This window comes from Streptomyces sp. NPDC002309 (genome assembly GCF_053593375.1).
Genome location: NZ_JBSFCI010000003.1, coordinates 195866 through 221483, shown reverse-complemented (window position 1 = coordinate 221483; position 25618 = coordinate 195866). Strand labels below are relative to the sequence as shown.

Here is a 25618-nt window from a genome sequence, read left to right as displayed (position 1 = left end):
TTATTGTGAACGCACGCAAAGCGCTCCTGCAATCTTCTGGGAAGGTGTATCCCCCATGCCTCTCGCGCTTCTGGCCCTCGCGATCGGGGCCTTCGGAATCGGTACCACCGAATTCGTGATCATGGGCCTGCTGCCCGAGGTCGCGGCCGACTACGGGATCTCCATCCCGACGGCCGGGTACCTGGTGACCGGCTACGCACTGGGCGTGATGTTCGGTGCCCCGTTGATGACCGTCCTCGGCACGAGGATCTCCCGCAAGCGGATGCTGATGGTGCTGATGGGGCTGTTCATCATCGGCAATCTGCTCTCAGCCTTTGCCCCCACCTTCTCCGTGATGCTGATCGGCCGCGTGGTCGCCTCGCTCGCTCACGGTGCCTTCTTCGGTATCGGCTCGGTGGTCGCAGCCGAGCTCGTCGCCCCGGACAAGAAGGCCGGAGCCATCGCGATGATGTTCACCGGTCTGACCGTCGCCAACGTCGTCGGCGTACCGCTGGGCACGCTCGTCGGGCAGTCCCTGGGGTGGCGCGTCACCTTCACCGTCGTCGCCGCGCTCGGTGTCGTCGGCCTGGCCGGCATCGCCAAGCTCGTTCCCGAGACTCCCAAGCCCGAAGGCGTGCACCTGCGGCACGAACTCGCCGCCTTCAAGAACGTCCAGGTCCTGCTCGCCATGGCGATGACCGTTCTCGGCTTCGGCGGCGTCTTCGCGGCCATCACCTACATCGCTCCGATGATGACCCATGTCGCCGGCTTCGCAGAGGGCTCCGTCACCTGGCTGCTGGTCCTCTTCGGCCTCGGGATGGTGGCCGGCAACCTCGTCGGCGGCAAGTTCGCCGACCGGGCCCTGATGCCCATGCTCTACGTCTCCCTGGGAGCCCTCGCGGTCGTACTCGCGCTCTTCACACTCACGGCACACGACAAGATCCCCTCGGCCGTCAACATCGCGCTCATCGGTGCCCTGGGATTCGCGACCGTTCCGCCGCTGCAGAAACGGGTCCTCGACCAGGCGCACGGCGCCCCGACCCTGGCCTCCGCGGTGAACATCGGCGCCTTCAACCTGGGCAATGCCCTCTCGGCCTGGCTCGGCGGCCTCGTCATCGCCGCCGGCCTCGGCTACACGGCCCCGAACTGGGTCGGCGCGGTCCTCGCCGCGGCGGCTCTGGTCCTCGCGGTCTTCTCGGCCGCCCTGGAGCGTCGTGGCAGCACTCCGAGCGCCGTCGTCACGGCCGGTGTCGCCTCCGAGGAGCGGGCCGCCGTCCACCACTGACCCTGCTGGGCCCAACGGGCTTGTACACCCCGCCGTACCACCTCCCAGCGCTCGCTCGCCCTCGACCCGGGCCGGGTCCCCGCGGGGCCAGGGCCGCCCCCGCGTCACCCGGACGGCTTCCTCACCGCCACCACACAAGGAGAAACCCGAGAATGAGCACCACCGCCGTCGCGCCCCTGACCACCCAGGACGCCGAGGTTCTTGTCACCGCTGCCCGTCGGGCCGCCGAGGCCGCAGGAGTGACCGTCAGCGTCACCGTGCTGGACGCGGGCGGGCATCTGCCCGCCTTCCGGCGCGACGACCAGGCCGTGCTGATCTCCGGAGAGACCAGCACCCGCAAGGCGTACACCGCCCTTCAGCTGAACGCGCCGACCGCCCACCTCGTCGACGCGGTCAAGCCCGACGGGCCGTTCCATTCCCTCCAGACCGCTCTCGACCGGCCGCTCCTGTTCATCGCGGGCGGGTTGCCGGTTCACCGTGAGGGCCGGCTGATCGGTGCGATCGGAGGGCGGCGGCGCGCCGGAGCAGGACCACGGCTTCGCCTCGGCCGCCGTGGAGACACTCGCCTGAAGCTCACTGGTTTCTCCGGGGTGGGACGCCGGCTCTCCCAGGGACCGGCGTCCCTTCCTTTCCGGGGCCGGCGTCCCGCACCCGGCTTCCGAACGGGTTTCCGGACTCAGGCCGCTGCCACCGTCAGCGGGGCGAAGCGCCGGCGCCAATCACCCGGGAGTTCCGGCACTCCGTACGTCATCACCGTGTTGAAGGCCACCGATGCCAGCCCACGCTCCTTCGCCCACGTCAGCAGCTCCTCGTGCCGTACGTCGATGTCGGTGCGCAGGGGCCGGTCGGTATGGGCGGCGAGTGAGATGACCAGAGCTTTCGCGGTCTCCGTGTCCCGTGCGATCAGCGGGCCCACGACATGCGTCTCCATATTGGGCCAGACTCCCGCGTAGCCGATGATCCTGCCGTTCTCCTCGGCGACCCGCACCTGGTCGGCGAAGGCGGGCAGGCGCGTGACGATGTGCGTGCGGTCGGCACCGAACACCTCCGCGTCGATTCGGAGGATCTTGGGGAGATCCTCGCCCGTCGCAGGGCGGGTGGTCACCCTGGGCTCGGTTCCGCCGGGCATGAAAAAGCCGCGCAGCATCTCTGCGCGGCCGGTGGCCTTGAAGCCGACTTCCTCGTAGAGCGGTCGACCGTTCGGCGTTGCGTGCAGGGTCAGTGGTGTGGTGCCCATCAGCGACACCACGTGCCGCATCAACCGGCGTCCGACGCCTCGCCGTGCATGCCGTTCGGCAACCAGGACCATCCCTACGGCTCCCAGTTCGGGGCGCTCCTGCGGTCCGTACTCGGTGATCGCGCAGGCGGCCATGAGACCTCCCTGAGGATCGTCGATGCCGTATCCCTTCCCGGCGGTCAGGAGGAAGCCCCACTTGTGTTCCTCGCGCGGCCACCCCCGGTCCTCGGACAAGTCGGCGCAGGCCTCCAAGTCGCGACGAGTCAGGCGGCGGATCGGCAGAGCAGCGAGGGAAGGAGTAAGCACGCAGGTCAGGCTGTCTGACGGGCGCCCTTGACGTCCACCTGTTTCGACAGAGAGGTACGCCCTTTTGGTCAACTCGTCGAGTGCGGCGCGACTCAGGGACGCGCACACGGTGTTTCACGTGAAACACCGGCGAACGGCTAGCGTCCATCAGTCCCGCTAGCCTCCAATGCCATGGCGAGACTTCATCTCTTCGATCTCGACGGCACATTGCTCCACGGCTCCACCGCGCCCTTGGAGATCTCGCGGCAACTCGGCGTGGAAGCCGAGACGGTGGCACTCGAGCAGGAGATCGCGGCAGGGCTGATCGGCCCGCCGGAGTACGCGCGTCGGGTGCACACGTTGTGGGCCGGTTTGACCGAGGCTCATGTGCTGGCCGCATTCGAAGGTGCGCCTTGGCTGGATCGAATCCGTGACGTCTGGGCGGAGATCAGGCGCCGAGGCGACTACTGTGCGGTGGTGACGCTGTCCCCCTCGTTCTTCGTCGAACGGCTCATGGGATGGGGCGCCCACGCGGCGCATGGTTCCCTGTTCCCCGCCGTGCCGTTCACTCAGCCTCTGGACCCTGCCGGGGTGCTCAGCGCCGCGGGCAAGGTGCTCATCGCAGACCGCCTCTGCCGGAAGTTCGGAGTGACGCGGACGGATTGCGTCGCTTACGGGGACTCTTCCTCGGACAAGGACCTGTTCGGCGTCGTTCCGGTGTCCGTCGCTGTCAATGCGGATCGGCATCTGGCCGGTCTGGCGACCCACTCGTACGCGGGGAGGGATCTGTGGGATGCCTACGAATTGGTGCGGCACGCGGAGTAATTGGGGGAATCGTTGGATCTCCCCATAGTCAAATTTGTAGGCGTGCAGGGGGGGACTTGTGTGCGGGCCCGGTGCCGGTAGGGTCGACTCCGGTTCCCGTACGGGAAGCAGAGCAAACTGCCCTTCGGGGATGAGAGCAGGGCAATGCAGCCTAACGGGACGGAGTGATCGAAGACCCGCATTCTCGGTTCAGCAGCCGGGCGTCCACAGAAAGTGAGACGCTGCGACGAGAACACTGCGGCCAATGTCACACTCTCCGCCTACTTGTCCGTACGCACCGGGAACAAGGGTTGACTATGGCCGCGTTGGCCGCGACGCCGAACGGGCAAAGCAACCGGCTGCGGAGGAAGCAGGCATCTTCCGACTGAGGAAGTGCGCAGACCGACCGAAAGATGTTCGAGGCGAGGCACACCATGGACGCTCCGACCACCACGTCTGCCGACAACGGCGCTTCGGACGGCGGCGGCGGCTGGTTCAAGCCGCGCAAGCAGCCGGCTCCTTCGCGGGGAGCCGAGCGTGAGGCCGCGGAAGGCAGCCGCTTGGCAGGCATGCGCACGGTGGGCAGGGCCGCGACCGGTACCGGTTCGGGCGCCCCGGTGGACCACGCCGCTTCGAACGCCGGGCCACCGGAGCCGCAGGGACGTTCCGAGGCCGAAGAGCCGCTTGCCCGGCCGTACGTCGCCGAAGCTCGCTCCCAGCCGCGCACGACGCCTCCGGCCGTCGGCGGTGAGTCCCGCTCGGACTTCGGTTCCCCGGCCGTCAGCCGTGCGGCAGAGACCGCGCCGGTGCCCCGAGCGCATGACGTCACGGGGGCCACCCCCTTGGCCCGGGAGGCGCAGACACCGGCCAGGGACGCGCGGGGCGCAGAGGGGCACCCGGAGCCGCACACGCGAGCGCGTCCGGCGGAGCCTTTCGGAAGCGCGGACGCCTCGCACGCGGCTACCCCCTCGGGCGTCATGGATACGTCGCCTGCTCACGGTCCCGTGTCCACCGCGACCGATGGCGCGGCACATCATGAGCGAATAAGCCAGGCGGCCGGGTCCACGCCCACGCCGCCCCCCACACGCACCGAAGCCCGGCCGTACGACCAGCACGTCACCACCGCCACCGAGGCCCCGCCCGCCCCGCTCCGTGTGCCGCCACAACGCCAGGCCCGGGCAGACCACTCGGAGCCGTCGCTCTTCACCGCCGGAGGTGGTCCCTCCGCCGCACCGGCCCCGCACACCGCGTCGGCCGCAGCCCCGCACAACGCACCGGCCGCCGCGCCGCCAGCGGCTCCCGCCGCCCCGCATCCCGAGCCCTCGTCGAGCGCCGGGCACGCCCAGGAACACGGTTCCGCTCCGGTCTCACCCGCGCCCACCGCGCCCTCACCCGCGTCCGCCGCACCCCCGCAAGCCACACCCGCCGGTCCGGACAGGCACACCGAGCCCACCGCCTCCGGCTCCCAAGGGGACGCCTCGCCGGACGCAGTCCTCATCCGGCGCACGATGGCCACCGTCGCCCCGGTCGCCGACAAGGTCACTTCGTACTTCTACGCCCTGCTCTTCGTGCGTCACCCCGAACTGCGGCCCCTTTTCCCTGCGGCCATGGATGCCCAGCGCGACCGACTGCTCAAGGCGCTGCTCACGGCCGCCGAGCACATCGACAACAGTGACGTGCTCGTCGCATATCTCCAGAATCTGGGTCGCGGCCACCGCAAGTACGGCACTCAACCCGATCACTATCCGGCCGTCGGCGAGTGCCTGATCGGCGCGCTGAGCCGGTACGCCGAATCCGTCTGGAGCGAAGAGACGGAGGCGGCCTGGGTGCGGGCCTACACGACGATCTCGCAGGTCATGATCGACGCGTCGGCCGCGGACGAACTGCGCTCCCCGCCGTGGTGGCACGCGGAGGTCGTCTCGCACGACCTCAGGACCTCCGATGTCGCGGTCGTCACCGTCCGCCCGGACCAGCCCTACCCGTTCCTCGCCGGGCAGTACACGAGCCTGGAGACACCGTGGTGGCCGCGTGTCTGGAGGCACTACTCGTTCTCCTCGGCGCCCCGCTCGGACGGTCTGCTCAGCTTCCATGTGAAGGCGGTTCCGGCGGGCTGGGTCTCCAACGCCCTGGTGCACCGCGCCCGGCCTGGTGACGTCATCCGTCTCGGACCGCCGGCAGGTTCGATGACCGTGGACCACAGCACGGACAGCGGGCTGCTGTGCCTGGGCGGCGGCACGGGCATCGCGCCGATCAAGGCATTGGTCGAGGACGTGGCCGAGCACGGTGAGCGGCGGCCGGTCGAGGTGTTCTACGGCGCCCGGACCGATCACGACCTGTACGACATCGACACGATGCTCCGGCTCCAGCAGGCTCACCCCTGGCTGTCCGTGCGCGCGATCATCGACCAGCAGTCGCATGTCCAGCTCCCCGACGTCATAAGGGAGTACGGTCCCTGGACCGAGTACGACGCCTATCTGTCCGGGCCGCCCGGCATGATTCGCAGCGGCGTGCACGCTCTGCGGGACATCGGCATCCCGTCCGCGCGCATCCGGCACGACTCGGTGGAGGAACTCGTCGCCACCGGAAGCTGACGGGCGCCGCGGCGCGCCGCGACCAGCGCGGTCTGCCCGCCCATGGACGTCGGTCCGGCGGCCGGATCAGCCGAGGTCGGGCGCATGCATGGCTCGTACGCCCTCGATGTTCCCGTCGAGGTAGTGCCGTAGCGAAAGCGGTACGAGATGTACGGAGGCGATCCCGACCCGGGTGAACGGCACTCTCACGATCTCGTACTCACCTGTGGGTTCTTCGATCTCGGGGCCGTGCCGCAGGGACGGGTCCATGGATTCGAGCCGGCAGACGAAGAAGTGCTGCACCTTCACACCGGTCGAGGCGCTGTCCTCGCCGATGTGCTCGACGGTGTCGACGAAGCACGGTACGACATCAGTGATCTTGGCGCCCAGTTCCTCGTACACCTCGCGGTGCAGGGCGTGTACGACTGTGGGGTCACCGGGTTCGACCCCGCCTCCCGGGGTGATCCAGTAGGGATCGACGCCGGGTTTGGTGCGCTTGATCAGGATGAGGTCGCCACCGTCGAGCAGAACGGCGCGGGCGGTGCGCTTGACCACGGGTCGAACGGTCATGGGAGAAATGTGGCCCGCGATGTTCTACGTGAAACATCGCGGATGGTCACCCTCCGGAACCGGTGAGTGAGGCTCCTCGATACCGGATCAGCACCAGTCGGCAGCCGCCCGCTGCAGCCACTCGTGCGCCCGCGCGATATGCGGCATGGCCAGCGTGCCGGTGCGCACCACCAGGAAGTACGTGCGCAGTGGCGGGACCGCCGGCTCATGCAGCGCGACCACCTCCTTGCGCTCCAGGGCGGACGCGCACAGATAGCGGGGCAGCACCGCGAGGCCGGCCCCCGCGGCGGCGCAGGCGAGGACGGCGCGCAGATCGGGGACGATGACCGCGCCGGACGCGGCCGGGCGGGAGTCGAAGACGGAAGCCCAGTAGCGGGCCACGAACGGCAGGGACTCGTGCACCTCGACGACGGGGAGGTTCTCCAGGGCGGAGGCGCCTCTGTGGCGCAGGGTTTCGGCGTCGATCGCCTCGGTCCAGCGTGGGGCGGCGACCAGGACGTGCTCCTCGTCGCAGAGCGCAGTCGCCGTGAGCAGAGCGCCGCGGGGGCGGGCGCTGCTGATGGCCAGATCATGATGTCCGGCTGCCAGCCCTTCCAGCGCCTCCTCGGCGTTGCCGAAGGAGGCCCGCAGGGCGAACCCCTGGCCGTCGTCCCCGGTGAGCTCCACGAGAGCGGGCAGTGCCCGTTCGGCGGTGAACTCCGGCGGACCGGCCAGGTGCAACGTACGGAGTGAGGACTCGTCGTCCAGGCCGCTCTCGGCGATCTCGACCAGGGCGTCCAGATGCGGAGCGGCCTTGTGGGCGAGTTCGTCGCCGGTGGTCGTCGGTGTCACGCCGCGCGCCTGGCGCAGGAAGAGAGGACGGCCCAGCTGCCGTTCGAGCGTGCGTATCTGGGAGGTCACGGCCGGCTGGGACAGGCCCAGCAGGGCGGCGGCACGGGTGAAGGAGCCGGCCCGGTGCACGGTCACGAACGTGCGCAGCAAGGCCAGATCCATGGCGCGCCCACCCTTTCCGTGCGCTGCTCCCACCCCCGAGGCAGGGCCAACTATAAATAAGTCGATAGGTCGCTGTCGCTACTGTGATTGGACACTGACAGACAGTCAACTAGCCTTGTTCGCGCGGTTCTCGGCGCACGGAACCGAGGACGGTCCGAGCCACGAGGGGGGAGGCTCGGACCGTCCGATCTGCGTAGCCGGACCCCTCACCGGGCATCCGGCGGGTGGTCACCGCGCCGACTCGTCCAGGGCACGCAGCACATCCGCGACCAGGTCCGCGGTGTCCTCGGCGCCGACCGACAGACGGATGAAGCCCTCCGGTACCGCGTCCCCTCCCCAGCGCCCCCGCCGCTCGGCGGTGGAGCGGACTCCGCCGAAACTCGTCGCGTCGTCCACGAGCCGCAGCAGGTCCAGGAAGCGGTCCGCACGCGCGCGGGACGGCAGCGTGAACGACACCACGCAGCCGTAGCGGTGCATCTGCTCCGAGGCGATCTTGTGGGACGGGTCGCTGATCAGCCCCGGATAGCGCACCCCGAGGTCCTCGGACCGGTCACGCAGCGCTTGGGCGACCGCCAGGGCGGTGCTGCTCTGCCGGTCGACTCGCATCTGAAGTGTGGCGATCGACCGATGTGCGAGCCAGGCTTCCATCGGTCCCGGAATCGCCCCGACGATCTTGCGCCACCGGCGTACGGCGGCCATGACCTCGGGGCCGCGGCCGACGACGTAACCCAGCAGAATGTCTCCGTGCCCCGTGAGCTGCTTGGTGCCGCTCGCCACCGAGAAGTCCGCGCCCAGCTCCAGGGGCCGCTGCCCGAGCGGTGTGGCGAGCGTGTTGTCGACCGCGACCAGGGCACCACGCGCGTGTGCCGCGTCCGCCAGGCGCCGGACGTCGCAGACGTCGAGCCCGGGGTTCGACGGGGTCTCGATCCACAGCAGCTTCGCGCCGTCCAGCACATCGAGCTGGGCGTCACCGCGGGTCGGCGCGGTGCGCACCTCGACGCCGAACGCCTCCAGCTGCTCCCGCACCAGGGGCAGCACCTGATAGCCGTCGCTGGGCAGCACGACCGCGTCCCCCGCGCGCAGCTGCGAGAACAGCACCGACGAGATCGCCGCCATCCCGGAGGCGAAGACGAGCGTCTCGGCGGCGTCCTGTCCGGGCGCCTCCAGCTCACCGATCGCGCGCTCCAGGTGCGTCCACGTCGGGTTCTCGTCGCGGCCGTAGGCGTACCCTCCCGTCGGGTCGCCCGGCAGATGGAAGTGGGCGGCGAACACCGGGCCCGGCAGGGTGGGCTCGTGTTTCACCGGCTCGGGCAGTCCCGCCCGCACCGCGCGCGTGCCCTCGCCGAAGCCCCGCTCAGCGCCCGTACCGTCCGCCGCATCGCTCATGCCGCCTGTCCTTCCACGTGCTCACGTACCGCGGCGAGCAGTCCAGCGCTCGCCTCCTCCACCATCTCAAGGACCTCCAGGAAGCCTTCTCCACCCCCGTAGTAGGGGTCCGGGACGTCGAGGTCGCCGCCCGCGGCGGGGTCGTACGAACGCAGCAGGCGCACCTTCGCGGCGTCCTGCTCGGTGGGCGCGAGGCGGCGCAGGGCCCTCAGATGGCCGGAGTCGAGCGCGATGACGAGATCGAGCCGGGAGAACCACGACTGCTGGAACTGCCGGGCGGCGTGCGCGCTGTCGTAGTCGTGCGCCTCCAGCACGGCAACGGCGCGCGGATCGGCCGGCTCGCCCTCGTGCCAGCCGCCCGTGCCGGCGCTGTCGACCTCGACGAGCTCGTCGAGCCCGGCTTCCACCGTGCGTCTGCGGAAGACGGACTCGGCCATCGGGGAGCGGCAGATGTTGCCGGTACAGACGAAACAGATGCGGTAGGTCATGGTGCTCAGTCCCGGTCGGGAAGGATGACGTTGAGTGCCCAGGAGACGATCGAGATGATCAGGCCGCCCAGAACGGCCGTCCAGAAGCCCTCGACATGGAAGCTCAGGTCGAGCTTGTCGGCCAGCCACGAGGTCAGCAACAGCATCAGGGCGTTGACGATCAGGGTGAACAGCCCGAGCGTGAGGACGAGCAACGGCAGGCTCAGAAGCTGAACGAGTGGCTTCACCAGAAAGTTCACGAGACCGAATATCAGCGCCACCACGAGCAGTGTGCCGACCTTCTTCCCGGTGCTGTCCCCCGTCAGAGTGATCTTGTCGAGCAGCCACACGGCGACTGCCAGGGCACCGGCGTTGGCGATCGTCTTGACTACGAAATTCATCATGTGTCTGATCGTGGCAGACGAGATCGGATACGAGTACAGGCGTGAGGCGACGAAGCGATGAAGGCATTCCGGCTGGACGAGCTGGAGACGGAGCGTGCCGCCAACGACGGCGCCTACCTGCAGTTTCTGCGGGAGCGGAACATGTCGGCCGGTCTCTACGCGCTTGACGCGGGTGAGCATGATCCGCAGAAACCGCACAACCAGGACGAGGTGTACTTCGTCGTCAGCGGCCGCGCCTCGATCACCGTCGGCATGGAGACCACCGAGGTGGCCCGGGGCAGCGTGGTCTACGTCCCGGCCGGGGTGGCCCACAAGTTCCACCACATCAGCGAGGACCTGCGGGTGCTCGTGGTGTTCTCGCCGCCCGGAAACTGACGCGCGGGCTCGGGGTCCTCGGCTTCCGTCTCCCAGAATTCCCTAGGGGATCGGTCAGGGGAGGACAAGGGCTGTCAGGGCCCCGTACGGCACCTTGCCGGCTCTAGCATCGAGGCAGGACATCAAAGGACCTGGCGGAACCGGAGGGCTCAATGGGGGCCGTGCGGTCGGCGGGCGGAGAGAGGGACAAGGGCGATGGGTGAGATCTTCGCGGGTCTGCCGTGGTGGGTGAAGTGGATCGCGGTGCCGGTCATCGCTCTGGTGGTGTTCGGCGGCGTGATAGCGAGCGTCGTGGGCTTCGTGATCGGACTGCTGTTCAAGGTGCTGCTCTTCGTCGCCCTGGTCGGTGGACTCATCTACGTCGTACGGAAGTTCACGACGAACTCCTCGTCGCGCGGCGATTGGTAGGACGAACTCCTCGTCGCGCGGCGACCGGTAGGACGAAACCCTCGTCGCACGGCTAATGGCAAGAGGAGTGGGTGACGGGAACCGGTGGCAAGGGTTGCCGGTTCCCTCGGGGGAGGGAAGTTTTCCGCGCGGGTGCTCTGCGAGCGGTGGCGGGCCAATAGAGTCCGGAACTCGGCGTGGGAGTACCCCGCGAGCGGCGTACACACCCGCACACCCCTCCCGTGTCAACCCCGCACGGGCTGCCCCCCTCGCGCTTCGGGAGTGATCCTTGGCCCCGGCAGACACAGCCACCGCAGACTCCTGCTCACCCCCCGCCTCCCGGCACCGCACCACCCTCATCGGCTCCGTGCAACGCGCCATTCGCCTGCTGGAGGCCGTCGCCGCACACGAATACGGAGCCCCCGCCAAACAGCTGGCCCGCGAGACCGGCCTGGCGCTCCCCACGACGTACCACCTGCTGCGCACCCTGGTGCATGAGGACTACCTGCGCCGGGAGAAGGGTCTGTTCTTCCTCGGCGAGGCGGCGGAGCGGCTGAGCAGCAGCGGAGCCGAGCAGAAACGTCGCAGCACGGTCATCGAGGCCCTGTCGCGCTGGCGGGACTCCCTCGGCGTGCCCGTGTACTACGCGCTGTACCGCGAGGGCGAGATCGAGATCATGTGCGTCTCCGACAGCCCTGGCAGTCCGGCCGTGGAGGAGTGGGCCGACTTCCGTGAGACCGGCCATGCGCACGCGATCGGACAGTGCCTGCTCTCCCAGCTCGACGAGAACATCCGCCGGGACCATCTCGACCGCTATCCCGTGCAGTCGATCACCCCCTACACCGTCCGTGACAGCCGCGCGCTGCTGCAACGACTCGAACGCACGAACCGGATGGAACCGGTGACCGAGTGCCAGGAGTACGCGTTGGGGACGGTATGTGCCGCCATTCCCCTCACCATGGGTGACACGGCCGGGACGATGGCGATCTCGCTCCCCAGCCATCAGGCGGACCGACTGCTCCCAGCGGTACGGCAGTTGCAGGACGAGGTGGGCCGGGCGGTCGGGTCGCTCGGGCTCTCTATCAGTATCTGAAAACTCACTCCTTGTGATCTGGTGTGTACTTTCAGCAAGATGCCACCAGGTATCAGAGGTTCATTCCCGGCCAATCGAACGGCAAGTGACGGGGTAGGCGATGCGCGAGTCCGTACAGGCAGAGGTCATGATGAGCTTTCTCGTTTCCGAGGAGCTCTCCTTCCGCATCCCTGTGGAGCTGCGCTACGAGAAGTGTGATCCCTACGCGGTGCGGCTGACCTTTCACCTGCCCGGGGATGCCCCGGTCACCTGGGCCTTCGGCCGGGAGCTGCTGATCGACGGTGTCGGGCGGCCGTGCGGGGAGGGTGATGTGCGGGTCTCGCCGGTGGAGCCGGAGTCGCTGGGAGACGTACTGATCCGGCTTCAGGTGGGCAGCGACCAGGCGCTGTTCCGGTCCTCCACGGCACCGCTGGTCGCTTTCCTGGACCGTACGGACAAGCTGGTGCCGCTGGGTCAGGAGGGAACGCTCGCCGACTTCGACGCCCATCTCGACGAGGCGCTGGACCGGATTCTGGCGGAGGAGCAGAGCGCGGGGTGATTCATGTGACGCAAGCGCCTGGTGTAACGCTTCGCCTGGGGTGAGGGGGCTCGGGGGCCTCGGGGCGACCGGGGCCGACCGGCCGTGGCCGAAGGCTCAGGAGAGGCGTGGAAGTGCGCCCACGGCTGTCCAGGGATGCTCGGCAGGAACGCTTCTGCGATGTTGCCGCGGGGCGGTGATGCCCCCGGCCTACGCCTCTCGGTCGGTACGCCGGTCCGCGCCTCCCTGTGCCGTTCGGCCCGTACACCCTGGTCCTCGTACCTCGTGGACCCTGCGCCGCCCGGTGCTTCTGCCGCCCGGTGCTTGTGTCGCCTCGGGCTTGCGCCGTCCAGTGCTTGTGCCCCCGGTGCTTGCGCCGACGTGCCGTCCAGTGCCTGTGCAGCTCACTCAGCGCTTGCGCCGGCGCCCCCGGCCCGTGCGGGGCGGCGCCGAAGCCTCGCTGCCCGCGGTGGCCGGCGCAGTGCCGGACGGTCGGCCCGACCGGTCGGCCGAGACCACCAGGGCCGCGAGCGCCGTGGTGACCGGCACCGAGGCCACCAGGCCGATCGATCCGACCAGCGTGCGCACGATCTCCTCCGCGACCAGCTCGCTGTTGGCGACCGTCCCCACGCTGCTCTGGGCGATCGAGAAGAGCAGCAACAGCGGCAGCGCGGCACCCGCGTAGGCGAGGACCAGGGTGTTGACGACGGAGGCGATGTGGTCGCGCCCGATACGGATGCCGGCCCGGTACAGACCGCGCCGGCCCATCGTCGGGTTGGCCTCGTGCAGCTCCCAGACCGCCGAGGTCTGCGTGACCGTCACGTCGTCGAGGACACCGAGCGAACCGATGATGACGCCTGCCAGCAGCAGACCGCTCATGTCGATCGTCGGGTAGAGGCCGTGGATGAGTCCGGTGTTGTCGTCGGTGTTGCCCGTGAGCGCCGCCCAGTCGATGAACAGCAGTCCGAGGACGCCGATGATCAACAGCGAGATCAGAGTGCCGAGCACGGCGACGGATGTTCGTGCCGACAGGCCATGGCACAGATAGAGCGCGATCAGCATGATGGCGCTCGCCCCGACCACGGCGACCACCAGCGGGTTCGATCCTTGAAGGATCGCGGGCAGGATGAAGAAGTTCAGCACCATGAAGCTGATCGCCAGCGCGACCAGTGCCATCACACCGCGCATGCGTCCCACGACCACGACCGCCAGCGCGAAGATGCCGGCGAGCAGGGCCATCGGGAGACGGCGGTTCACGTCCGTGACCGAGTACTGCAGGTCCTTGGGCGCGGAGGGCTCGTAGGCGACCACGACCTTCTCGCCCTGGTGCAACTGCCGTGACTGGTCGGGCTGCACGATCTCGGTGAAGGTACGGCCCTTGTCCTCACCGGTGTCGATCCGGATCGTCGCGCGCTTGCAGGTGCCGGTCGCCTGCTGCTGGGCGGACGAGCCCTCGGCGGTGGAGGTCTCGCCGTTCGGTGTCGGCGCCGAGCCGTTGACGGAGCCGCAGGGCAGCTCCTCGACCTTGGTGACCGTCGCTTGCTGGGTCTGCCGGTCGAAGCCGACGCCCGTGCGCTCGTGCGGCGGGGCGCCGCCGGGCCACAGCACGGCGAGGCCGACCACCACGGCGGCGGCGAAGGGGATGAGCACCGCCGCGATGACCTTGCGCAGGTGCTTGGAGACGGGGGCCGCGGGACCGTGAGCGTGACTGTGGCCGTGCTCACCGCCGGGGCCGTACCCGCCGCCGGAGCCGCGGCCACCGTGGGCGCCATGGCCACCGCCGGGGCCGTGCTCCGGCCCGTCGTCGGGGTCTTGACCGGGACCCTGGTCGCTGCCGTGTCCGTGACCGCTGCCGGGTCCGTGGCCGTGTCCGTGACCGCTGCCTGGTCCCTGGCCGCGTACGTCCCCGTGACCGCCGCCTGGCCCGGACTGCGCGTCACCGTTCCCTTGGCCGAAACCGTGGCCGTGACCGCCACCCCAGCCCTGACCACCCTCGGGACCTTGACCACCTCTGGTGCCCCGAACACCCTTAGGGCCCCGAACACCCTCAGGCCCCCAACCACCCCCAGGGCTGCGACTACCCCCGAGGCCGTGACCGCCACCGGGTTCGGGACCGAGCCCTTCACTGCCGCCCTGGCCCGCACCGTGCCGCATGCCGGCCTGAGCACCCGCCCCCGTGCCAGGAGCACCGCCACGGCCACCGCTTGGAGCGCCGCCTCGCCCCCTGCCTGAAGCACCGCCTCCGCCCGCATTCGAGCCGCGTTCCGACCCCATACCGGAGCCGGTTCCGCGCGGTCGTTCGTGCGGCGGGAACGGGGGCTGCTGATTCGTGGTCACCGACCGATCATCGCAAGAACGACGGGGGCCCTCTGTTCACCGCGCCCGAATTGACGCTAGCGTGGAGACACCTTTGTACACGCGGGAGCTCGGAGCACCGGGCTGAGAGGGCGCTGACCTTCGTCTTCGCGATGTTTCACGTGGAACGTCACTCGGCATGAGTGATGTTTCCCATGAAGCGCCGACAGACGAGAACCGCTGCGTCGACCGCCGAACCTGTTACCGGGTAATGCCGGCGTAGGGAGATCGGTCTCATGACCAACAAGGACGCACGCACGCCTGCCTCCATCCAGAACGCGACGGACGACGCGCGCGACGAGGAGGCCGGGAAGTCCATCGGCTGGCACAAGGCGTATGTCGAGGGCTCGCGCCCCGACCTGCGGGTGCCGGTCCGTCAGGTGCACCTCACCAACGGCCAGTCGGTCACGCTGTACGACACATCCGGCCCGTACACCGATCCACTGGTCGACACCGACGTCCGCCGCGGGCTGTCGCCACTGCGGGAGAGCTGGATCGTCGCCCGTGGCGACACGGAGGAGTACGCGGGCCGTCCCGTCCGTCCCGAGGACGACGGGATCAAGCACACTTCGCCGCGCGGCGGACTGCGCAACCTCGACGCGGTCTTCCCCGGCCGCCCGCGTCTTCCGCGCCGCAGCCGCGACGGGCAGGCGGTAACCCAACTCGCCTACGCGCGACGGGGCGACGTCACGCCCGAGATGGAGTACGTGGCCATCAGGGAGAACGTCTCGCCCGAGGTGGTGCGTGAGGAGATCGCCGCGGGGCGGGCCGTACTGCCCGCCAACGTGAACCACCCGGAGATCGAGCCGATGATCATCGGCAAGCGGTTCCTGGTGAAGGTCAACGCCAACATCGGCAACTCGGCCGTGACTTCCTCGATCGAGGAGGAGGTCGAGAAGATGACCTGGGCGACCCGGTGGGGCGCCGACACGGTCATGGACCTGTCCACGGGTCGCAACATCCACACCACGCGCGAGTGGGTGCTGCGCAACTCACCGGTCCCCATCGGCACGGTGCCGCTCTACCAGGCGCTGGAGAAGGTCGACGGAAGGGCCGAGGAGCTGACCTGGGAGATCTACAAGGACACGGTCATCGAGCAGGCCGAGCAGGGCGTGGACTACATGACGGTCCACGCGGGCGTCCGTCTGGCATACGTGCCGTTGACGGCGAACCGTAAGACCGGGATCGTCTCGCGCGGGGGCTCGATCATGGCGGCGTGGTGCCTGGCGCACCACAAGGAGTCGTTCCTGTACGAGAACTTCGAGGAACTCTGCGAGATCCTCGCCGCGTACGACGTCACGTACTCACTGGGCGACGGCCTCAGGCCGGGGTCGATCGCTGACGCCAATGACGCCGCGCAATTCGCTGAGCTGCGAACTCTCGGGGAACTCAACCGGATCGCGAAGCGTTGCAACGTACAGACCATGATCGAGGGCCCGGGGCATGTCCCGATGCACAAGATCAAGGAGAACATCGACCTTCAGCAGGAGATCTGCGAGGAGGCTCCGTTCTACACGCTCGGCCCGCTGACGACGGACGTCGCGCCGGCGTACGACCACATCACCTCCGGCATCGGTGCCGCGATGATCGCGTGGTGGGGCACGGCCATGCTCTGCTACGTCACGCCCAAGGAGCACTTGGGCCTGCCCAACCGTGACGACGTGAAAACCGGCGTCATCACCTACAAGATCGCCGCCCACGCGGCCGACCTCGCCAAGGGGCACCCGGGTGCGCAGGAGTGGGACGACGCGCTGTCCGACGCCCGCTTCGAGTTCCGCTGGGAGGACCAGTTCAACCTCGCCCTCGACCCGGACACGGCCCGTGAGTTCCACGACGAGACGCTGCCGGCCGAGCCCGCCAAGACGGCCCACTTCTGCTCGATGTGCGGGCCGAAGTTCTGCTCGATGAAGATCAGCCAGAGCATCACCGAGAGGTTCGGCGGTACGGCGGCGGAAGGGGCCTCGGCGGAGGAGATCGCAGAGGGGATGCTCCAGAAGTCGAAGGAGTTCGCGGCGAGCGGGAACAGGGTGTATCTGCCGATGGCCGACTGAGCAGCGCGAGAGTGCCGGGTGGTGGGTCATCAGGCTCTCAGGTCCCCACCATCCGCAGGGGGTTCAGCGAATCCATGTGGCGTTGGTGGAGATGGTTTCGGCCGGTTGACGGCTTGGTCGGACGCCGTGAATGAGGGCATCCGACCAGGTCTCGGCGAACCGCGTACCGATCCGCCGGTGAGCGGGATGTCGGCGGACAGGCCCGGGGTCGTGCTTCCCGGAGTGCGCCGTGGTGCCGTCAGCCGGCGTCCTGCGGGTACCAGCGGAGTTCCACGGTGTTCCCGTCCGGGTCCTGGACGTAGACCGACGTGGCGGAACCCCGTGCTCCGTAGCGCGCGACGGGGCCTTCGAGGACGGTGAAGGTCTCCGCCTTGATGAATTCGTCCCAGTCCAGCGGTTCCACGGTGAGGCAGATGTGGTCGACGTTGGACTCCCCCCGGGGCCGGTGGACCAGGTCGATGATGGTTTCAGGGGTGATCCTCACCGAGGGGAAGGGGACCTTGCCCGCCCTCCACTCGGTGACGCGTACCGGGTGCAGGCCAAGGCGTCCGGTGTAGAAGTCAAGAGACCGTTCGACATCTTCGACGTTCAGGACCAGGTGATCGAATGCTTTCACGCGCAGGGGGGTCATTTCTTCTCCAGGGCGACGTCGCGGTGCGGGCAGGTCCAGGTGGACGCCGTCTACGATCCGCTGGGGGGAGGCCGTCATCAAGGCGCGATCGGAACACGGTCGTTGAGCCTGATTAAACGCCGGGGGCATCGTGCTGGAACGGGTGGAGACAGAGGTCTTCCTGACGCTTGCGGAGGAACTGCACTTCGGTCGTGCGGCCGAGCGCCTGCGCGTCACGACCGGACGGGTCAGCCAGGTGGTCAGGAAGCTTGAACGGCGGATAGGCGGCAAACTCTTCGAGCGGACCAGCATAACGGTTCGGCTCACGGCGATCGGGCGGCAGCTGGCCGAGGACCTGGTTCCTTTGGTAGCGGGGATGGAGGAGGCGCTCCGGAGAGCCGCCGATGCCAGTCGTGGTGTCACGGGGGAACTGCGGGTCGCGTTTCTCGGGGAGTGGACAGCACCCGCACTCCTGAAGGCAGCCGGTCTGTTCAGCACGCGTCATCCCGACTGCAGGGTCGATGTACGGGAGGTTCAGCTGTCCAACTCGCGCGCGAGCCTGCTCGACGGCTCGGTGGACATCCTCATGGCGTCGTTCCCGTTCGACGGAATGGCCCATGGGCCGGTACTGCTGACGGAGAAGAGGGTTCTCGCCGTCGCCGCCGGGCATCCGCTCGCCGACGAGGAGTCGATTTCTGTCGAAGTGCTGGCGGAGCATCCCGTCGTGCAGTATCCGGAGGTGACCTCAACGGGATTCAAGCGGGATCGCACGCCGGACCGCACCCCGTCGGGCAGGGCGGTGCCGAAAGGGCCGGCCGGAGAGTCGTTCTCCGAAATGCTCACCCTGGTCGCGATGGGGAGGGGGATCCTTCCGGTCGGGGAGCATTCCCGTCGCTACTACCCTCGGCCGGACGTCTCCTACGTGCTCCTTCACGACGCACAGCCGATCGAGCGTGGACTGGTCTGGTCGGAGGGGAACACGACGGAACGCGTACGGGAGTTCGTACGCGCTGCGACGGACGCGGCGGAGACGCTACCCCACTGACTCCGTCCCCAGCCCCGTCCCCAGCCCCGCCCCTGGCTCTGGTTCCGGCTTCGGTCCCGCATCATCGTCGCGGTCGAGCCCTCACACGAGGGCACACCGGTACCACCGGATCTCCGGCTTGCGCACCCTGGGGGGCGCAAGCCGCAGGTCATTCCGGTGTGTGGTCCGGGCCTCCGAAATCCGGGCTGGTGTAGTCCGGGCTCGAGAAGCTCGGGCGCGCGCCCGACGGGCCGTCACCGGGGCTGGTGAACCCCGGACGGCCATAGCCCAGGTGCGGCATACGACTGGTCGGGACCGTCGGGGTCGCACGGTGCAGTGCGGCCTGGTCAGGCGTGGTGAGAGCCTCCCGGAGGAACGGCAGGATGCCGTTCTCCAGCAGGGCCTGCCGCCAGGCATCCCTGGCGGCGGCCACCTCCTCGCTGAGTTCCTCGTAGGGACCGGAACTCAGCGCCGGTCGGTTGCGCAGCGCGGTGAGCAACAGGCCGACGCCGGCGAGCAGGATGGCGACCGCGGTCACGGCGCCGAACACCCACCCGGTGGTGACCATGGTCTGGGCGATGCCCGGCTCGGGGGCGAGCATCTTGAGGGTGTAACCGACGAGCAGGAAGATCGCCGCGGCCGTGCCGGCCAGGACGGGTGCCAGGACGGCTATGACGGCGACGGCACCAGCGCCGACCGTCTCGGCCGCGGCCTCTCCCATGGTGGTGGCGAGCCCCACGGCGTCCGTGCCCGGCTCGTCGGAGCCTGATTCGCGGGTGGCCGACGGGGTGGACGGCGCCGGGCGGCGCAGTTCCTCGCGGACCTTCACGTAATGCTGGTACTCGGTCGCCGCGGCCGCCGTGATGAGAGCGGTGGCGTTGAGCGCCATTGTGCGCAGCTGTTCCGGGTTGAGCCGCTGTCCGACAGCGGCCAGTTCGGGTCGATGGTGCGCGGAGCGCAGCGCCTCGTCGAGGAGCCGCTCATATTCTTGGCGGTCCTCGCTCAAAAGGTGCTGCGGAACGCTGTTCATGTGCATCCCCCGATGCTCCGTAGGGCTTGGGGCTCGCACGCTGACGAGCCGTCGGGCAGAAACGGAGGGGAGCCTGCTACGGATAAGGCGATGGTAGAGCGGTGACGGTGCGCTGTGACAGAGGGTTTCCAGAAATTGGCCGCCCGCCTGCGCAGTGGTGCGCCGGTCCGCCACCCGGGTATGCCTGCCCGGCGAACGCTCAGTTATGTAGGGGAAGTTGCTGGACCAGCAGCTTTCCGGCCATGGTCACGCCGCCGTCCATCGCGATGGCGAGCCCGTCGGCGTAGACGTGCGGTCCGTCGACCACCGGACCCGAGCTGTCCTCGCCCTCCTCTGAGCCGACCTCGCCCAGAAGATAGGGAATGGGGCTGTGCCCGTGAACGATGCGGGTGCCGCCGTACGTATCGAGCAGTGAGCGAACGGCGTCGGCGCCGCCCTCGTCGCGGAAGGAGAAGCGCTTGGTGAACTTGCGGAACAGGTCCCAGACCTCGTCCGCGTCGTTACGGGTGAGAGCCTCGCGGACGTTGTCGTTGACCGCCTCGATGGAGTCGCCGTAGTCGAGGTAGGCGGTGGTGTCCGAGTGGACGAGCAGATGACCGTCCGTCTCGGTGAGCGCGTCCAGGCGGGCCATCCATTGCAGGTGGTGGTCCTGGAGACGGTCCATGTCGGTCTTCTGGCCGCCGTTGAGCAGCCAGGCCGCCTGGAAGGTGGCGGTGCCCGCGCCGGAGTTGACGGGCGTGTCGCCGAAGCGCTTGGCGCCGAGCAGCAGCAGCTCGTGGTTGCCCATCAGGGCCTTGCAGTAGCCGCCGGCCGCGGCTGCCTCGGCGGACAGCCGCATGACGAGATCGATGACGCCGATGCCGTCGGGACCGCGGTCGGTGAAGTCGCCCAGGAACCACAGCCGCGCCGTGCCCGCGGACCACTGGCCCGCGGCGTCGATGAGACCCTTCTCGCGCAGTGCGGCCAGCAGCTCGTCGAGATAGCCGTGCACGTCGCCCACGACGAACAGGGGCCCGGGGCCGGCCGTGGACTGCGGCTCCTGCGCCGGGACGGCCGACGGGTCGACGGTCACCTGAACCGTGTCGCCCCGGTTGATGACGGGCAGGTCGCGCTCGGTGGGCGTGTACCCCTCGGGGTGCTCCACCGGCTCCACGACGGGGCTCGCGACGTCACCGGGGTGTGCGCTGTGGTCGTACGGACCGGTCTCGTGGACGTAAGCGGGCACCCGGAAGTCGCGCACCGTCGCCGTGCGCTCCACCTCGGGTCCCTGACCGGCCCCCTGAGTCATCGACCCCTCCACCATCGCGCCGCATCTGCACCGCTCCGGACTGCCTGGTCGCAGCGGCCCGCGGTGTCGTGGGCCCATCATAGGAATGCGGATCGTGCCGTGTGATGACCCAGGGGTGGTGAATCGGAGCGGAACCCCGCTTCGCCGCGGCTTTCGCCCCGTTTGGGCCGGGCTTTCTCCCGTCCGGTGCGCGCTTGACGTCACCGCTGTGGGGCGGCTAGCCCTTGTCGGGCGTACGCGGCGGACTGACCGTGGTGCGCGGGGAGCGCCGCTGCGAAGAGGTGCGCACGAACAGCTCCGTCGGTATCACCTGCTCGACCGGCTGGTCCGAATCGACTCCCTCGATGGCGTCGATGAGCAACTGGATCACTGCCGTGCCGATCCGGCGCGGCTTGAGGGAGAGCGTGGTGACGGGCGGCTCGGTGTTGGCGTACACGGTGGACTCGCTGCAGCAGACCAGCAGCAGATCGTCCGGTACGCGCAGTCCGTAGCGGCGGGCCGCGGCGAGCAGGTCGGTGCCGTTCGGGTCGAACAGACCGTAGACGGCGTCCGGCCGGTCGGGCCGGGCGAGCAGGCGGTCGGCGGCGACGGCACCCGCGCAGGGGTCGTGCGCCGGGTACGCCTCGTAGACGGGGGTCTGGCCGACACGCTCGCACCAGCGCAGGTACGCCGTGGTGGACAGATGGGTGTACGTGTCCGTCGTGGTCCCGGTCAGCAGGCCGATACGGCGGGCGCCGGCCTCGGCCAGGTGGTCGAGGATGCCGAGCACCGCGGCCTCGTGGTCGTTGTCGACCCAGGCGGTGACCGGAAGCGCGCCGGCGGGGCGGCCGTCGGAGACGACCGGTAAACCCTGCCGGACCAGTTCGCTGACGACCGGGTCCTGGTCGGACGGGTCGATGACGACGGTGCCGTCGAGGGCCACGTTCGCCCACACGTCGTGACGCGAGGTCGCGGGCAGGATGACGAGTGCGTAGCCACGGGCGAGGGCGGCCGAGGTGGCGGCGCGGGCCATCTCGGCGAAGTACGCGAACTCCGTGAAGGTGAAAGGTTCATCCCCGTATGTCGTCACGGTCAGACCGATCAGGCCGGACTTGCCGGTACGGAGTGTGCGGGCCGCGGCCGAGGGGCGGTACCCCAGCCGGTCGGCGACCTCGCGGACATGGCGTCGGGTGGCGTCCGGGAGCCGGCCCTTGCCGTTGAGGGCGTCGGAGACGGTCGTGATGGAGACCCCGGCGGCGGCGGCCACGTCTCTGATGCCCGCCCGGCCTGGCCGACTTCCTCGACGGGAGGTTTCCGCTCGGCTCACCTGGTGCTTCCCTGCTGCTGTCATGGCGAGCCGATAGTAGGGCTCATGCGGTGGGGTAGGGCGGACGCATATGCACCTGTTGACAGGCACGTTTCTGCAAGGTCAGTTGACATCAAATACCTTAGAAACAAAGAGGGTTGGTGTCACTGATTGACGTACGTGACTCGTCGACGTGCACCCACCTGCCAAGACCTCGATGTTTCGAAGAGGTCTCAACTCACCTGACCGGGCGATGCGCGCCAGGGCGCGAGCCACCGGCGCGTAGATATATGTGCGGCGCGCCCCCTGATTCGTACGCCTTCAGGACGTGATGCCCCCTGATGCCGGTGGGACTGATGTGGTCCATCCCCACCCATACGCAGTCGGGCCGAATCCTCATAAGGTGAGAAGCATTGGAAGCCGGCGGTCAGGGGCCGCCGGTGGTCGCGAGGAGGACTGCGGTGAGTGAGACGAGCCCCAAGCTGCGTGCCGAGCTGGAGGGGATCCCCACCTACAGGCCGGGCCGGACCGCCGCGGCCGAAGGCCCGGTGGCATACAAGCTGTCCTCCAACGAGAACCCCTATCCGCCGTTGCCGGGTGTGATGGAGAGCGTGACGGCCGCCGCCGCGTCCTTCAACCGCTACCCGGACATGTTCTGCACGGACCTGGTGAACGAGCTGGCCGACCGTTTCGGCGTCCCGGTGTCCCACCTGGCCACCGGTACCGGCTCGGTCGGCGTCGCACAGCAGCTGGTGCAGGCCACCAGCGGGCCCGGCGACGAGGTGATCTACGCCTGGCGTTCCTTCGAGGCGTACCCGATCATCACGCAGATCAGTGGTGCCAAGTCGGTGCAGGTGCCGCTGACGCCGGGCGCGGTGCACGATCTGGACGCGATGGCGGACGCGATCACGGACCGGACCCGGCTGATCTTCGTCTGCAATCCGAACAACCCCACGGGCACGGTCGTACGGCGGGCCGAGCTGGAGCGGTTCCTGGACCGGGTGCCGCGTGATGTGCTCGTCGTGCTGGACGAGGCGTACCGCGAGTTCATCCGTGATCCCGAGGTGCCGGACGGCGTCGAGTTGTACCGGGCGCGGCCGAACGTCTGTGTTCTGCGCACGTTCTCCAAGGCGTACGGCCTGGCGGGACTGCGCGTCGGGTTCGCCATCGCCCATGACCCGGTGGCCGCCGCGCTGCGCAAGACGGCGGTCCCGTTCGGGGTGAGCCGGCTCGCCCAGGATGCGGCGGTCGCCTCGCTGCGTGCCGAGGACGAGTTGCTCGGCCGGGTCGGTTCGCTGGTGTGTGAGCGCAACCGCGTGGCCGAGGGGCTGCGCGACCAGGGCTGGACGGTTCCCGAGACGCAGGCCAACTTCGTGTGGCTGCCGCTGGGTGAGCACACGGTCGCCTTCGCGGCGGCGTGCGAGCAGGCGGGAGTGATCGTGCGGCCGTTCCCGGGCGAGGGTGTACGCGTGACGATCGGCGAGACCGAGGGCAACGACATCTTCCTGAAGGTGACGGAAGGGTTCCTCAAGAACCTCTGACGCCCAGGATCCGAATGCAGGAACCCCTGAAGGAGCGGGGGAGGCGGCGACCGCGTCGGCACGGCCGAGAACGCGGTCGCCTGACCTCGCGGAGTGGATCCCGCCCGCCCGGCCCCACGCTTCGACGATTCCCACGTCGCCGTGCCGGCCTCGATGACCTGCCGGGCGGTCGTTTCACGTGAAACAGCGATGCCCGTGTCGACCTGGACCTCCTCGCCCCACGTATGCGTGGTGGAGGCGAACGGCAGCGCGTCGGCTGGGGCCTGTGTGTCCGGCGTGTCGTAGAGCGTCGTGGCCGGGCCAGGTACCCCGAGGGCGAGAGTCAGAATCCGGGTCCGCGGCGGCAGCGCCTGCCCGCCGGTTCTTCAACAGCGTGTTGAATTTGCCGCCAAGGGGTCGATACGGGATAAGGGGGACCCCCCTCCAGGAGTCGTGCAGGTGTGCGTCATAATGGCTTGTGAATGTGAACGCGTTCACAAGCGTGTCCCGGATGCCTTGGATGCCCAGGGTGAAAGGGGCAAACCGCCGCAGTGTCCACGGCGATGTAAGGAGAGACGACGTGGAATTGGCTTTGGCGCCGGAAACCCTGGCGCGATGGCAGTTCGGGATCACCACCGTCTACCACTTCCTGTTCGTTCCCCTGACGATCTCGCTCGCCGCCCTCACGGCCGGCCTCCAGACCGCCTGGGTACGCACCGAGAAGGAGAAGTACCTCAGGGCGACCAAGTTCTGGGGCAAGCTCTTCCTGATCAACATCGCCATGGGCGTCGTCACCGGCATCGTGCAGGAGTTCCAGTTCGGCATGAACTGGTCCGACTACTCGCGGTTCGTGGGTGACGTCTTCGGCGCGCCCCTCGCCTTCGAGGCCTTGATCGCCTTCTTCTTCGAGTCCACCTTCATCGGGCTGTGGATCTTCGGCTGGGACAAGCTCCCGAAGAGGATCCACCTGGCCTGCATCTGGATGGTCTCGATCGGCACGCTGCTGTCGGCGTACTTCATCCTCGCGGCGAACTCGTGGATGCAGCACCCGGTCGGCTACCGGATCAACGAGGAGAAGGGCCGGGCGGAACTCACCGACTTCTGGGTCGTGCTGACCCAGAACACCACGCTCAACCAGGTCTTCCACAGCTTCTCGGCGGCCTTCCTGACGGGTGGCGCCTTCATGGTCGGCATCGCCGCCTTCCATCTGCTGCGCAAGAAGCACATCCCGGTGATGCGGACCTCCCTCCGGCTCGGCCTGGTCACCGTGGCGGTCGGCGGACTGTTCACCGCGATCAGCGGCGACACCCTGGGCAAGGTCATGTACGAGCAGCAGCCGATGAAGATGGCCGCTGCCGAGGCGCTGTGGGACGGCGAGGAGCCGGCACCCTTCTCCGTGTTCGCGTACGGGGACGTCGACAAGGGCCACAACAAGGTCGCCCTGGAGATTCCCGGTCTCCTCTCCTTCCTGGCCCACAGCGACTTCGAGTCGTACGTGCCGGGCATCAACGACACCAACGAGGCCCTCCAGGAGAAGTACGGCCCCGGTGACTACAAGCCCGTCATCCCCGTCGCCTACTGGGGCTTCCGTTGGATGATCGGCTTCGGTATGACGTCGTTCTCCATCGGGCTGCTGGGGCTGTGGCTCACGCGGAAGAAGTTCCTGCTGCCGGCCGCGTCACGGACCGGGGAGGACGAGGTGCCGCATCTGGTGCTGCTGAGGAAGCCGCTGAAGCCACGGCTCACCCGCCTGTACTGGCTGGTGGCGGTCTGGACGATGGTCTTCCCGCTGATCGCCAACGCCTGGGGCTGGATCTTCACCGAGATGGGCCGCCAGCCGTGGGTCGTCTACGGCCTGTTCCAGACCCGCGACGCGGTCTCCCCCGGCGTCTCCACGGCCGAGGTCCTCACCTCGATGATCGTCTTCACGGTGCTCTACGCCACCCTCGCGGTGATCGAGGTCAAACTGCTCGTCAAGTACGTCAAGGCCGGCCCGCCCGAGCTGACCGAGGCCGACCTGAACCCGCCCACGAAGATCGGCGGCGACGCCCGTGACGCCGACAAGCCGATGGCCTTCTCCTACTAGGCCGAGGGAGCTGCACA

The 25618-nt window shown here is 68.7% G+C and carries 22 protein-coding genes and 2 pseudogenes; 12 read left to right on the top strand and 12 right to left on the bottom strand.

Features of this window, described 5'->3' with window-relative positions; translation table 11 throughout:
* Window positions 1-55 precede the first annotated feature (55 nt).
* Window positions 56-1264 carry an MFS transporter gene (locus tag ACWCPM_RS04045; RefSeq protein WP_450974560.1) on the top strand — a complete coding sequence of 403 codons (1209 nt, stop codon included), beginning with the start codon at window positions 56-58 and terminating at the stop codon, window positions 1262-1264.
* A 152-nt stretch (window positions 1265-1416) separates the two neighbouring features.
* A pseudogene (locus tag ACWCPM_RS04040) lies at window positions 1417-1834 on the top strand (GlcG/HbpS family heme-binding protein).
* 106 nt (window positions 1835-1940) lie between these two features.
* Here ACWCPM_RS04040 and ACWCPM_RS04035 read toward each other — a convergent pair.
* Window positions 1941-2807, bottom strand: a complete 867-nt coding sequence (locus tag ACWCPM_RS04035; RefSeq protein WP_450974559.1) for a GNAT family N-acetyltransferase — start codon at window positions 2805-2807, stop codon at window positions 1941-1943.
* 171 nt (window positions 2808-2978) lie between these two features.
* Between ACWCPM_RS04035 and ACWCPM_RS04030 the strand changes: the two genes are divergently transcribed.
* Both ACWCPM_RS04030 and ACWCPM_RS04025 read left to right on the top strand, forming a co-directional pair.
* On the top strand, window positions 2979-3611 hold the full coding sequence (locus tag ACWCPM_RS04030; protein WP_450974558.1) for an HAD family hydrolase: 633 nt from the start codon (window positions 2979-2981) through the stop codon (window positions 3609-3611).
* A gap of 956 nt (window positions 3612-4567) precedes the next feature.
* A complete protein-coding gene (locus ACWCPM_RS04025; protein ID WP_450974557.1) occupies window positions 4568-6181 on the top strand; it encodes a globin domain-containing protein in 1614 nt (537 codons plus the stop codon).
* 66 nt (window positions 6182-6247) lie between these two features.
* Here the strand turns inward: ACWCPM_RS04025 and ACWCPM_RS04020 are convergent, their stop codons facing one another.
* The 5 genes from ACWCPM_RS04020 to ACWCPM_RS04000 form a co-directional block, all read right to left on the bottom strand.
* The gene (locus ACWCPM_RS04020) at window positions 6248-6730 is read right to left on the bottom strand and encodes an NUDIX domain-containing protein (protein WP_450974556.1); all 483 of its coding nucleotides are present in this window, start codon (window positions 6728-6730) and stop codon (window positions 6248-6250) included.
* Between the two features lie 87 nt (window positions 6731-6817).
* Window positions 6818-7723, bottom strand: coding sequence for a LysR family transcriptional regulator (locus ACWCPM_RS04015; RefSeq protein ID WP_450974555.1), 906 nt, complete (start codon window positions 7721-7723; stop codon window positions 6818-6820).
* Window positions 7724-7951: 228 nt separating this feature from the next.
* On the bottom strand, window positions 7952-9109 hold the full coding sequence (locus tag ACWCPM_RS04010; protein ID WP_450974554.1) for a cystathionine gamma-lyase: 1158 nt from the start codon (window positions 9107-9109) through the stop codon (window positions 7952-7954).
* A complete protein-coding gene (locus ACWCPM_RS04005; protein WP_450974553.1) occupies window positions 9106-9597 on the bottom strand; it encodes a low molecular weight protein-tyrosine-phosphatase in 492 nt (163 codons plus the stop codon). The genes ACWCPM_RS04010 and ACWCPM_RS04005 overlap by 4 nt, the downstream gene beginning before the upstream one ends.
* A 5-nt stretch (window positions 9598-9602) precedes the next feature.
* Window positions 9603-9980 carry a phage holin family protein gene (locus ACWCPM_RS04000; protein WP_450974552.1) on the bottom strand — a complete coding sequence of 126 codons (378 nt, stop codon included), beginning with the start codon at window positions 9978-9980 and terminating at the stop codon, window positions 9603-9605.
* A 57-nt stretch (window positions 9981-10037) separates the two neighbouring features.
* Here ACWCPM_RS04000 and ACWCPM_RS03995 point away from each other — a divergent pair, with 57 nt between their 5' ends.
* From ACWCPM_RS03995 to ACWCPM_RS03980, 4 genes are all read left to right on the top strand, one after another.
* A complete protein-coding gene (locus ACWCPM_RS03995) occupies window positions 10038-10355 on the top strand; it encodes a cupin domain-containing protein (RefSeq protein ID WP_450974551.1) in 318 nt (105 codons plus the stop codon).
* A gap of 195 nt (window positions 10356-10550) precedes the next feature.
* Window positions 10551-10763: a DUF5326 family protein gene (locus ACWCPM_RS03990; protein WP_450974550.1), complete on the top strand. Its 213-nt coding sequence runs from the start codon at window positions 10551-10553 to the stop codon at window positions 10761-10763.
* A gap of 346 nt (window positions 10764-11109) precedes the next feature.
* On the top strand, window positions 11110-11835 hold the full coding sequence (locus tag ACWCPM_RS03985) for an IclR family transcriptional regulator (RefSeq protein ID WP_450974549.1): 726 nt from the start codon (window positions 11110-11112) through the stop codon (window positions 11833-11835).
* Between the two features lie 100 nt (window positions 11836-11935).
* Window positions 11936-12373, top strand: a complete 438-nt coding sequence (locus tag ACWCPM_RS03980; protein ID WP_450974548.1) for an SsgA family sporulation/cell division regulator — start codon at window positions 11936-11938, stop codon at window positions 12371-12373.
* A gap of 387 nt (window positions 12374-12760) precedes the next feature.
* Here ACWCPM_RS03980 and ACWCPM_RS03975 read toward each other — a convergent pair whose 3' ends face one another.
* Window positions 12761-14689, bottom strand: coding sequence for a YibE/F family protein (locus ACWCPM_RS03975; RefSeq protein ID WP_450974547.1), 1929 nt, complete (start codon window positions 14687-14689; stop codon window positions 12761-12763).
* A gap of 254 nt (window positions 14690-14943) precedes the next feature.
* On the opposite strand from ACWCPM_RS03975, the gene thiC reads away from it, so the two are divergent.
* Window positions 14944-16758, top strand: a complete 1815-nt coding sequence (gene thiC / locus ACWCPM_RS03970) for a phosphomethylpyrimidine synthase ThiC (protein ID WP_450974546.1) — start codon at window positions 14944-14946, stop codon at window positions 16756-16758.
* Window positions 16759-16996: 238 nt separating this feature from the next.
* Here the strand turns inward: thiC and ACWCPM_RS03965 are convergent, their stop codons facing one another.
* On the bottom strand, window positions 16997-17389 hold the full coding sequence (locus ACWCPM_RS03965; protein WP_450974545.1) for a VOC family protein: 393 nt from the start codon (window positions 17387-17389) through the stop codon (window positions 16997-16999).
* 142 nt (window positions 17390-17531) lie between these two features.
* On the opposite strand from ACWCPM_RS03965, the gene ACWCPM_RS03960 reads away from it, so the two are divergent.
* Window positions 17532-18413: a LysR family transcriptional regulator gene (locus ACWCPM_RS03960; protein WP_450974544.1), complete on the top strand. Its 882-nt coding sequence runs from the start codon at window positions 17532-17534 to the stop codon at window positions 18411-18413.
* Between the two features lie 148 nt (window positions 18414-18561).
* On the opposite strand, the gene ACWCPM_RS03955 is transcribed toward ACWCPM_RS03960, so the two are convergent.
* From ACWCPM_RS03955 to ACWCPM_RS03945, 3 genes are all read right to left on the bottom strand, one after another.
* A complete protein-coding gene (locus ACWCPM_RS03955; protein WP_450974543.1) occupies window positions 18562-19428 on the bottom strand; it encodes a hypothetical protein in 867 nt (288 codons plus the stop codon).
* Window positions 19429-19621: 193 nt separating this feature from the next.
* Window positions 19622-20725 carry a metallophosphoesterase gene (locus ACWCPM_RS03950; protein WP_450974542.1) on the bottom strand — a complete coding sequence of 368 codons (1104 nt, stop codon included), beginning with the start codon at window positions 20723-20725 and terminating at the stop codon, window positions 19622-19624.
* Between the two features lie 202 nt (window positions 20726-20927).
* Window positions 20928-22040: a LacI family DNA-binding transcriptional regulator gene (locus ACWCPM_RS03945; protein WP_450974541.1), complete on the bottom strand. Its 1113-nt coding sequence runs from the start codon at window positions 22038-22040 to the stop codon at window positions 20928-20930.
* A 416-nt stretch (window positions 22041-22456) separates the two neighbouring features.
* Here ACWCPM_RS03945 and hisC point away from each other — a divergent pair, with 416 nt between their 5' ends.
* The gene (gene hisC, locus ACWCPM_RS03940) at window positions 22457-23536 is read left to right on the top strand and encodes a histidinol-phosphate transaminase (protein ID WP_450974540.1); all 1080 of its coding nucleotides are present in this window, start codon (window positions 22457-22459) and stop codon (window positions 23534-23536) included.
* A gap of 143 nt (window positions 23537-23679) precedes the next feature.
* Here the strand turns inward: hisC and ACWCPM_RS03935 are convergent.
* Window positions 23680-23862: pseudogene (locus ACWCPM_RS03935) on the bottom strand (cyclophilin-like family protein); the annotation flags it as partial.
* 233 nt (window positions 23863-24095) lie between these two features.
* On the opposite strand from ACWCPM_RS03935, the gene ACWCPM_RS03930 reads away from it, so the two are divergent.
* On the top strand, window positions 24096-25601 hold the full coding sequence (locus ACWCPM_RS03930) for a cytochrome ubiquinol oxidase subunit I (protein ID WP_450974539.1): 1506 nt from the start codon (window positions 24096-24098) through the stop codon (window positions 25599-25601).
* Window positions 25602-25618: the final 17 nt, after the last annotated feature.

Coding starts and splice junctions, on each gene's coding strand:
- ACWCPM_RS04030 (WP_450974558.1), top strand. CDS start 2,979: ATGGCGAGACTTCATCTCTTCGATCTCGACGGCACATTGCTCCACGGC.
- ACWCPM_RS04015 (WP_450974555.1), bottom strand. CDS start 7,723: ATGGATCTGGCCTTGCTGCGCACGTTCGTGACCGTGCACCGGGCCGGC.
- ACWCPM_RS04020 (WP_450974556.1), bottom strand. CDS start 6,730: ATGACCGTTCGACCCGTGGTCAAGCGCACCGCCCGCGCCGTTCTGCTC.
- ACWCPM_RS03955 (WP_450974543.1), bottom strand. CDS start 19,428: ATGCACATGAACAGCGTTCCGCAGCACCTTTTGAGCGAGGACCGCCAA.
- ACWCPM_RS03980 (WP_450974548.1), top strand. CDS start 11,936: ATGCGCGAGTCCGTACAGGCAGAGGTCATGATGAGCTTTCTCGTTTCC.
- ACWCPM_RS03965 (WP_450974545.1), bottom strand. CDS start 17,389: ATGACCCCCCTGCGCGTGAAAGCATTCGATCACCTGGTCCTGAACGTC.
- ACWCPM_RS04025 (WP_450974557.1), top strand. CDS start 4,568: ATGGATACGTCGCCTGCTCACGGTCCCGTGTCCACCGCGACCGATGGC.
- thiC (WP_450974546.1), top strand. CDS start 14,944: ATGACCAACAAGGACGCACGCACGCCTGCCTCCATCCAGAACGCGACG.
- ACWCPM_RS03950 (WP_450974542.1), bottom strand. CDS start 20,725: ATGGTGGAGGGGTCGATGACTCAGGGGGCCGGTCAGGGACCCGAGGTG.
- ACWCPM_RS04045 (WP_450974560.1), top strand. CDS start 56: ATGCCTCTCGCGCTTCTGGCCCTCGCGATCGGGGCCTTCGGAATCGGT.
- ACWCPM_RS04005 (WP_450974553.1), bottom strand. CDS start 9,597: ATGACCTACCGCATCTGTTTCGTCTGTACCGGCAACATCTGCCGCTCC.
- ACWCPM_RS03945 (WP_450974541.1), bottom strand. CDS start 22,040: ATGACAGCAGCAGGGAAGCACCAGGTGAGCCGAGCGGAAACCTCCCGT.
- ACWCPM_RS04010 (WP_450974554.1), bottom strand. CDS start 9,109: ATGAGCGATGCGGCGGACGGTACGGGCGCTGAGCGGGGCTTCGGCGAG.
- ACWCPM_RS03990 (WP_450974550.1), top strand. CDS start 10,551: ATGGGTGAGATCTTCGCGGGTCTGCCGTGGTGGGTGAAGTGGATCGCG.
- ACWCPM_RS04000 (WP_450974552.1), bottom strand. CDS start 9,980: ATGATGAATTTCGTAGTCAAGACGATCGCCAACGCCGGTGCCCTGGCA.
- ACWCPM_RS03995 (WP_450974551.1), top strand. CDS start 10,038: ATGAAGGCATTCCGGCTGGACGAGCTGGAGACGGAGCGTGCCGCCAAC.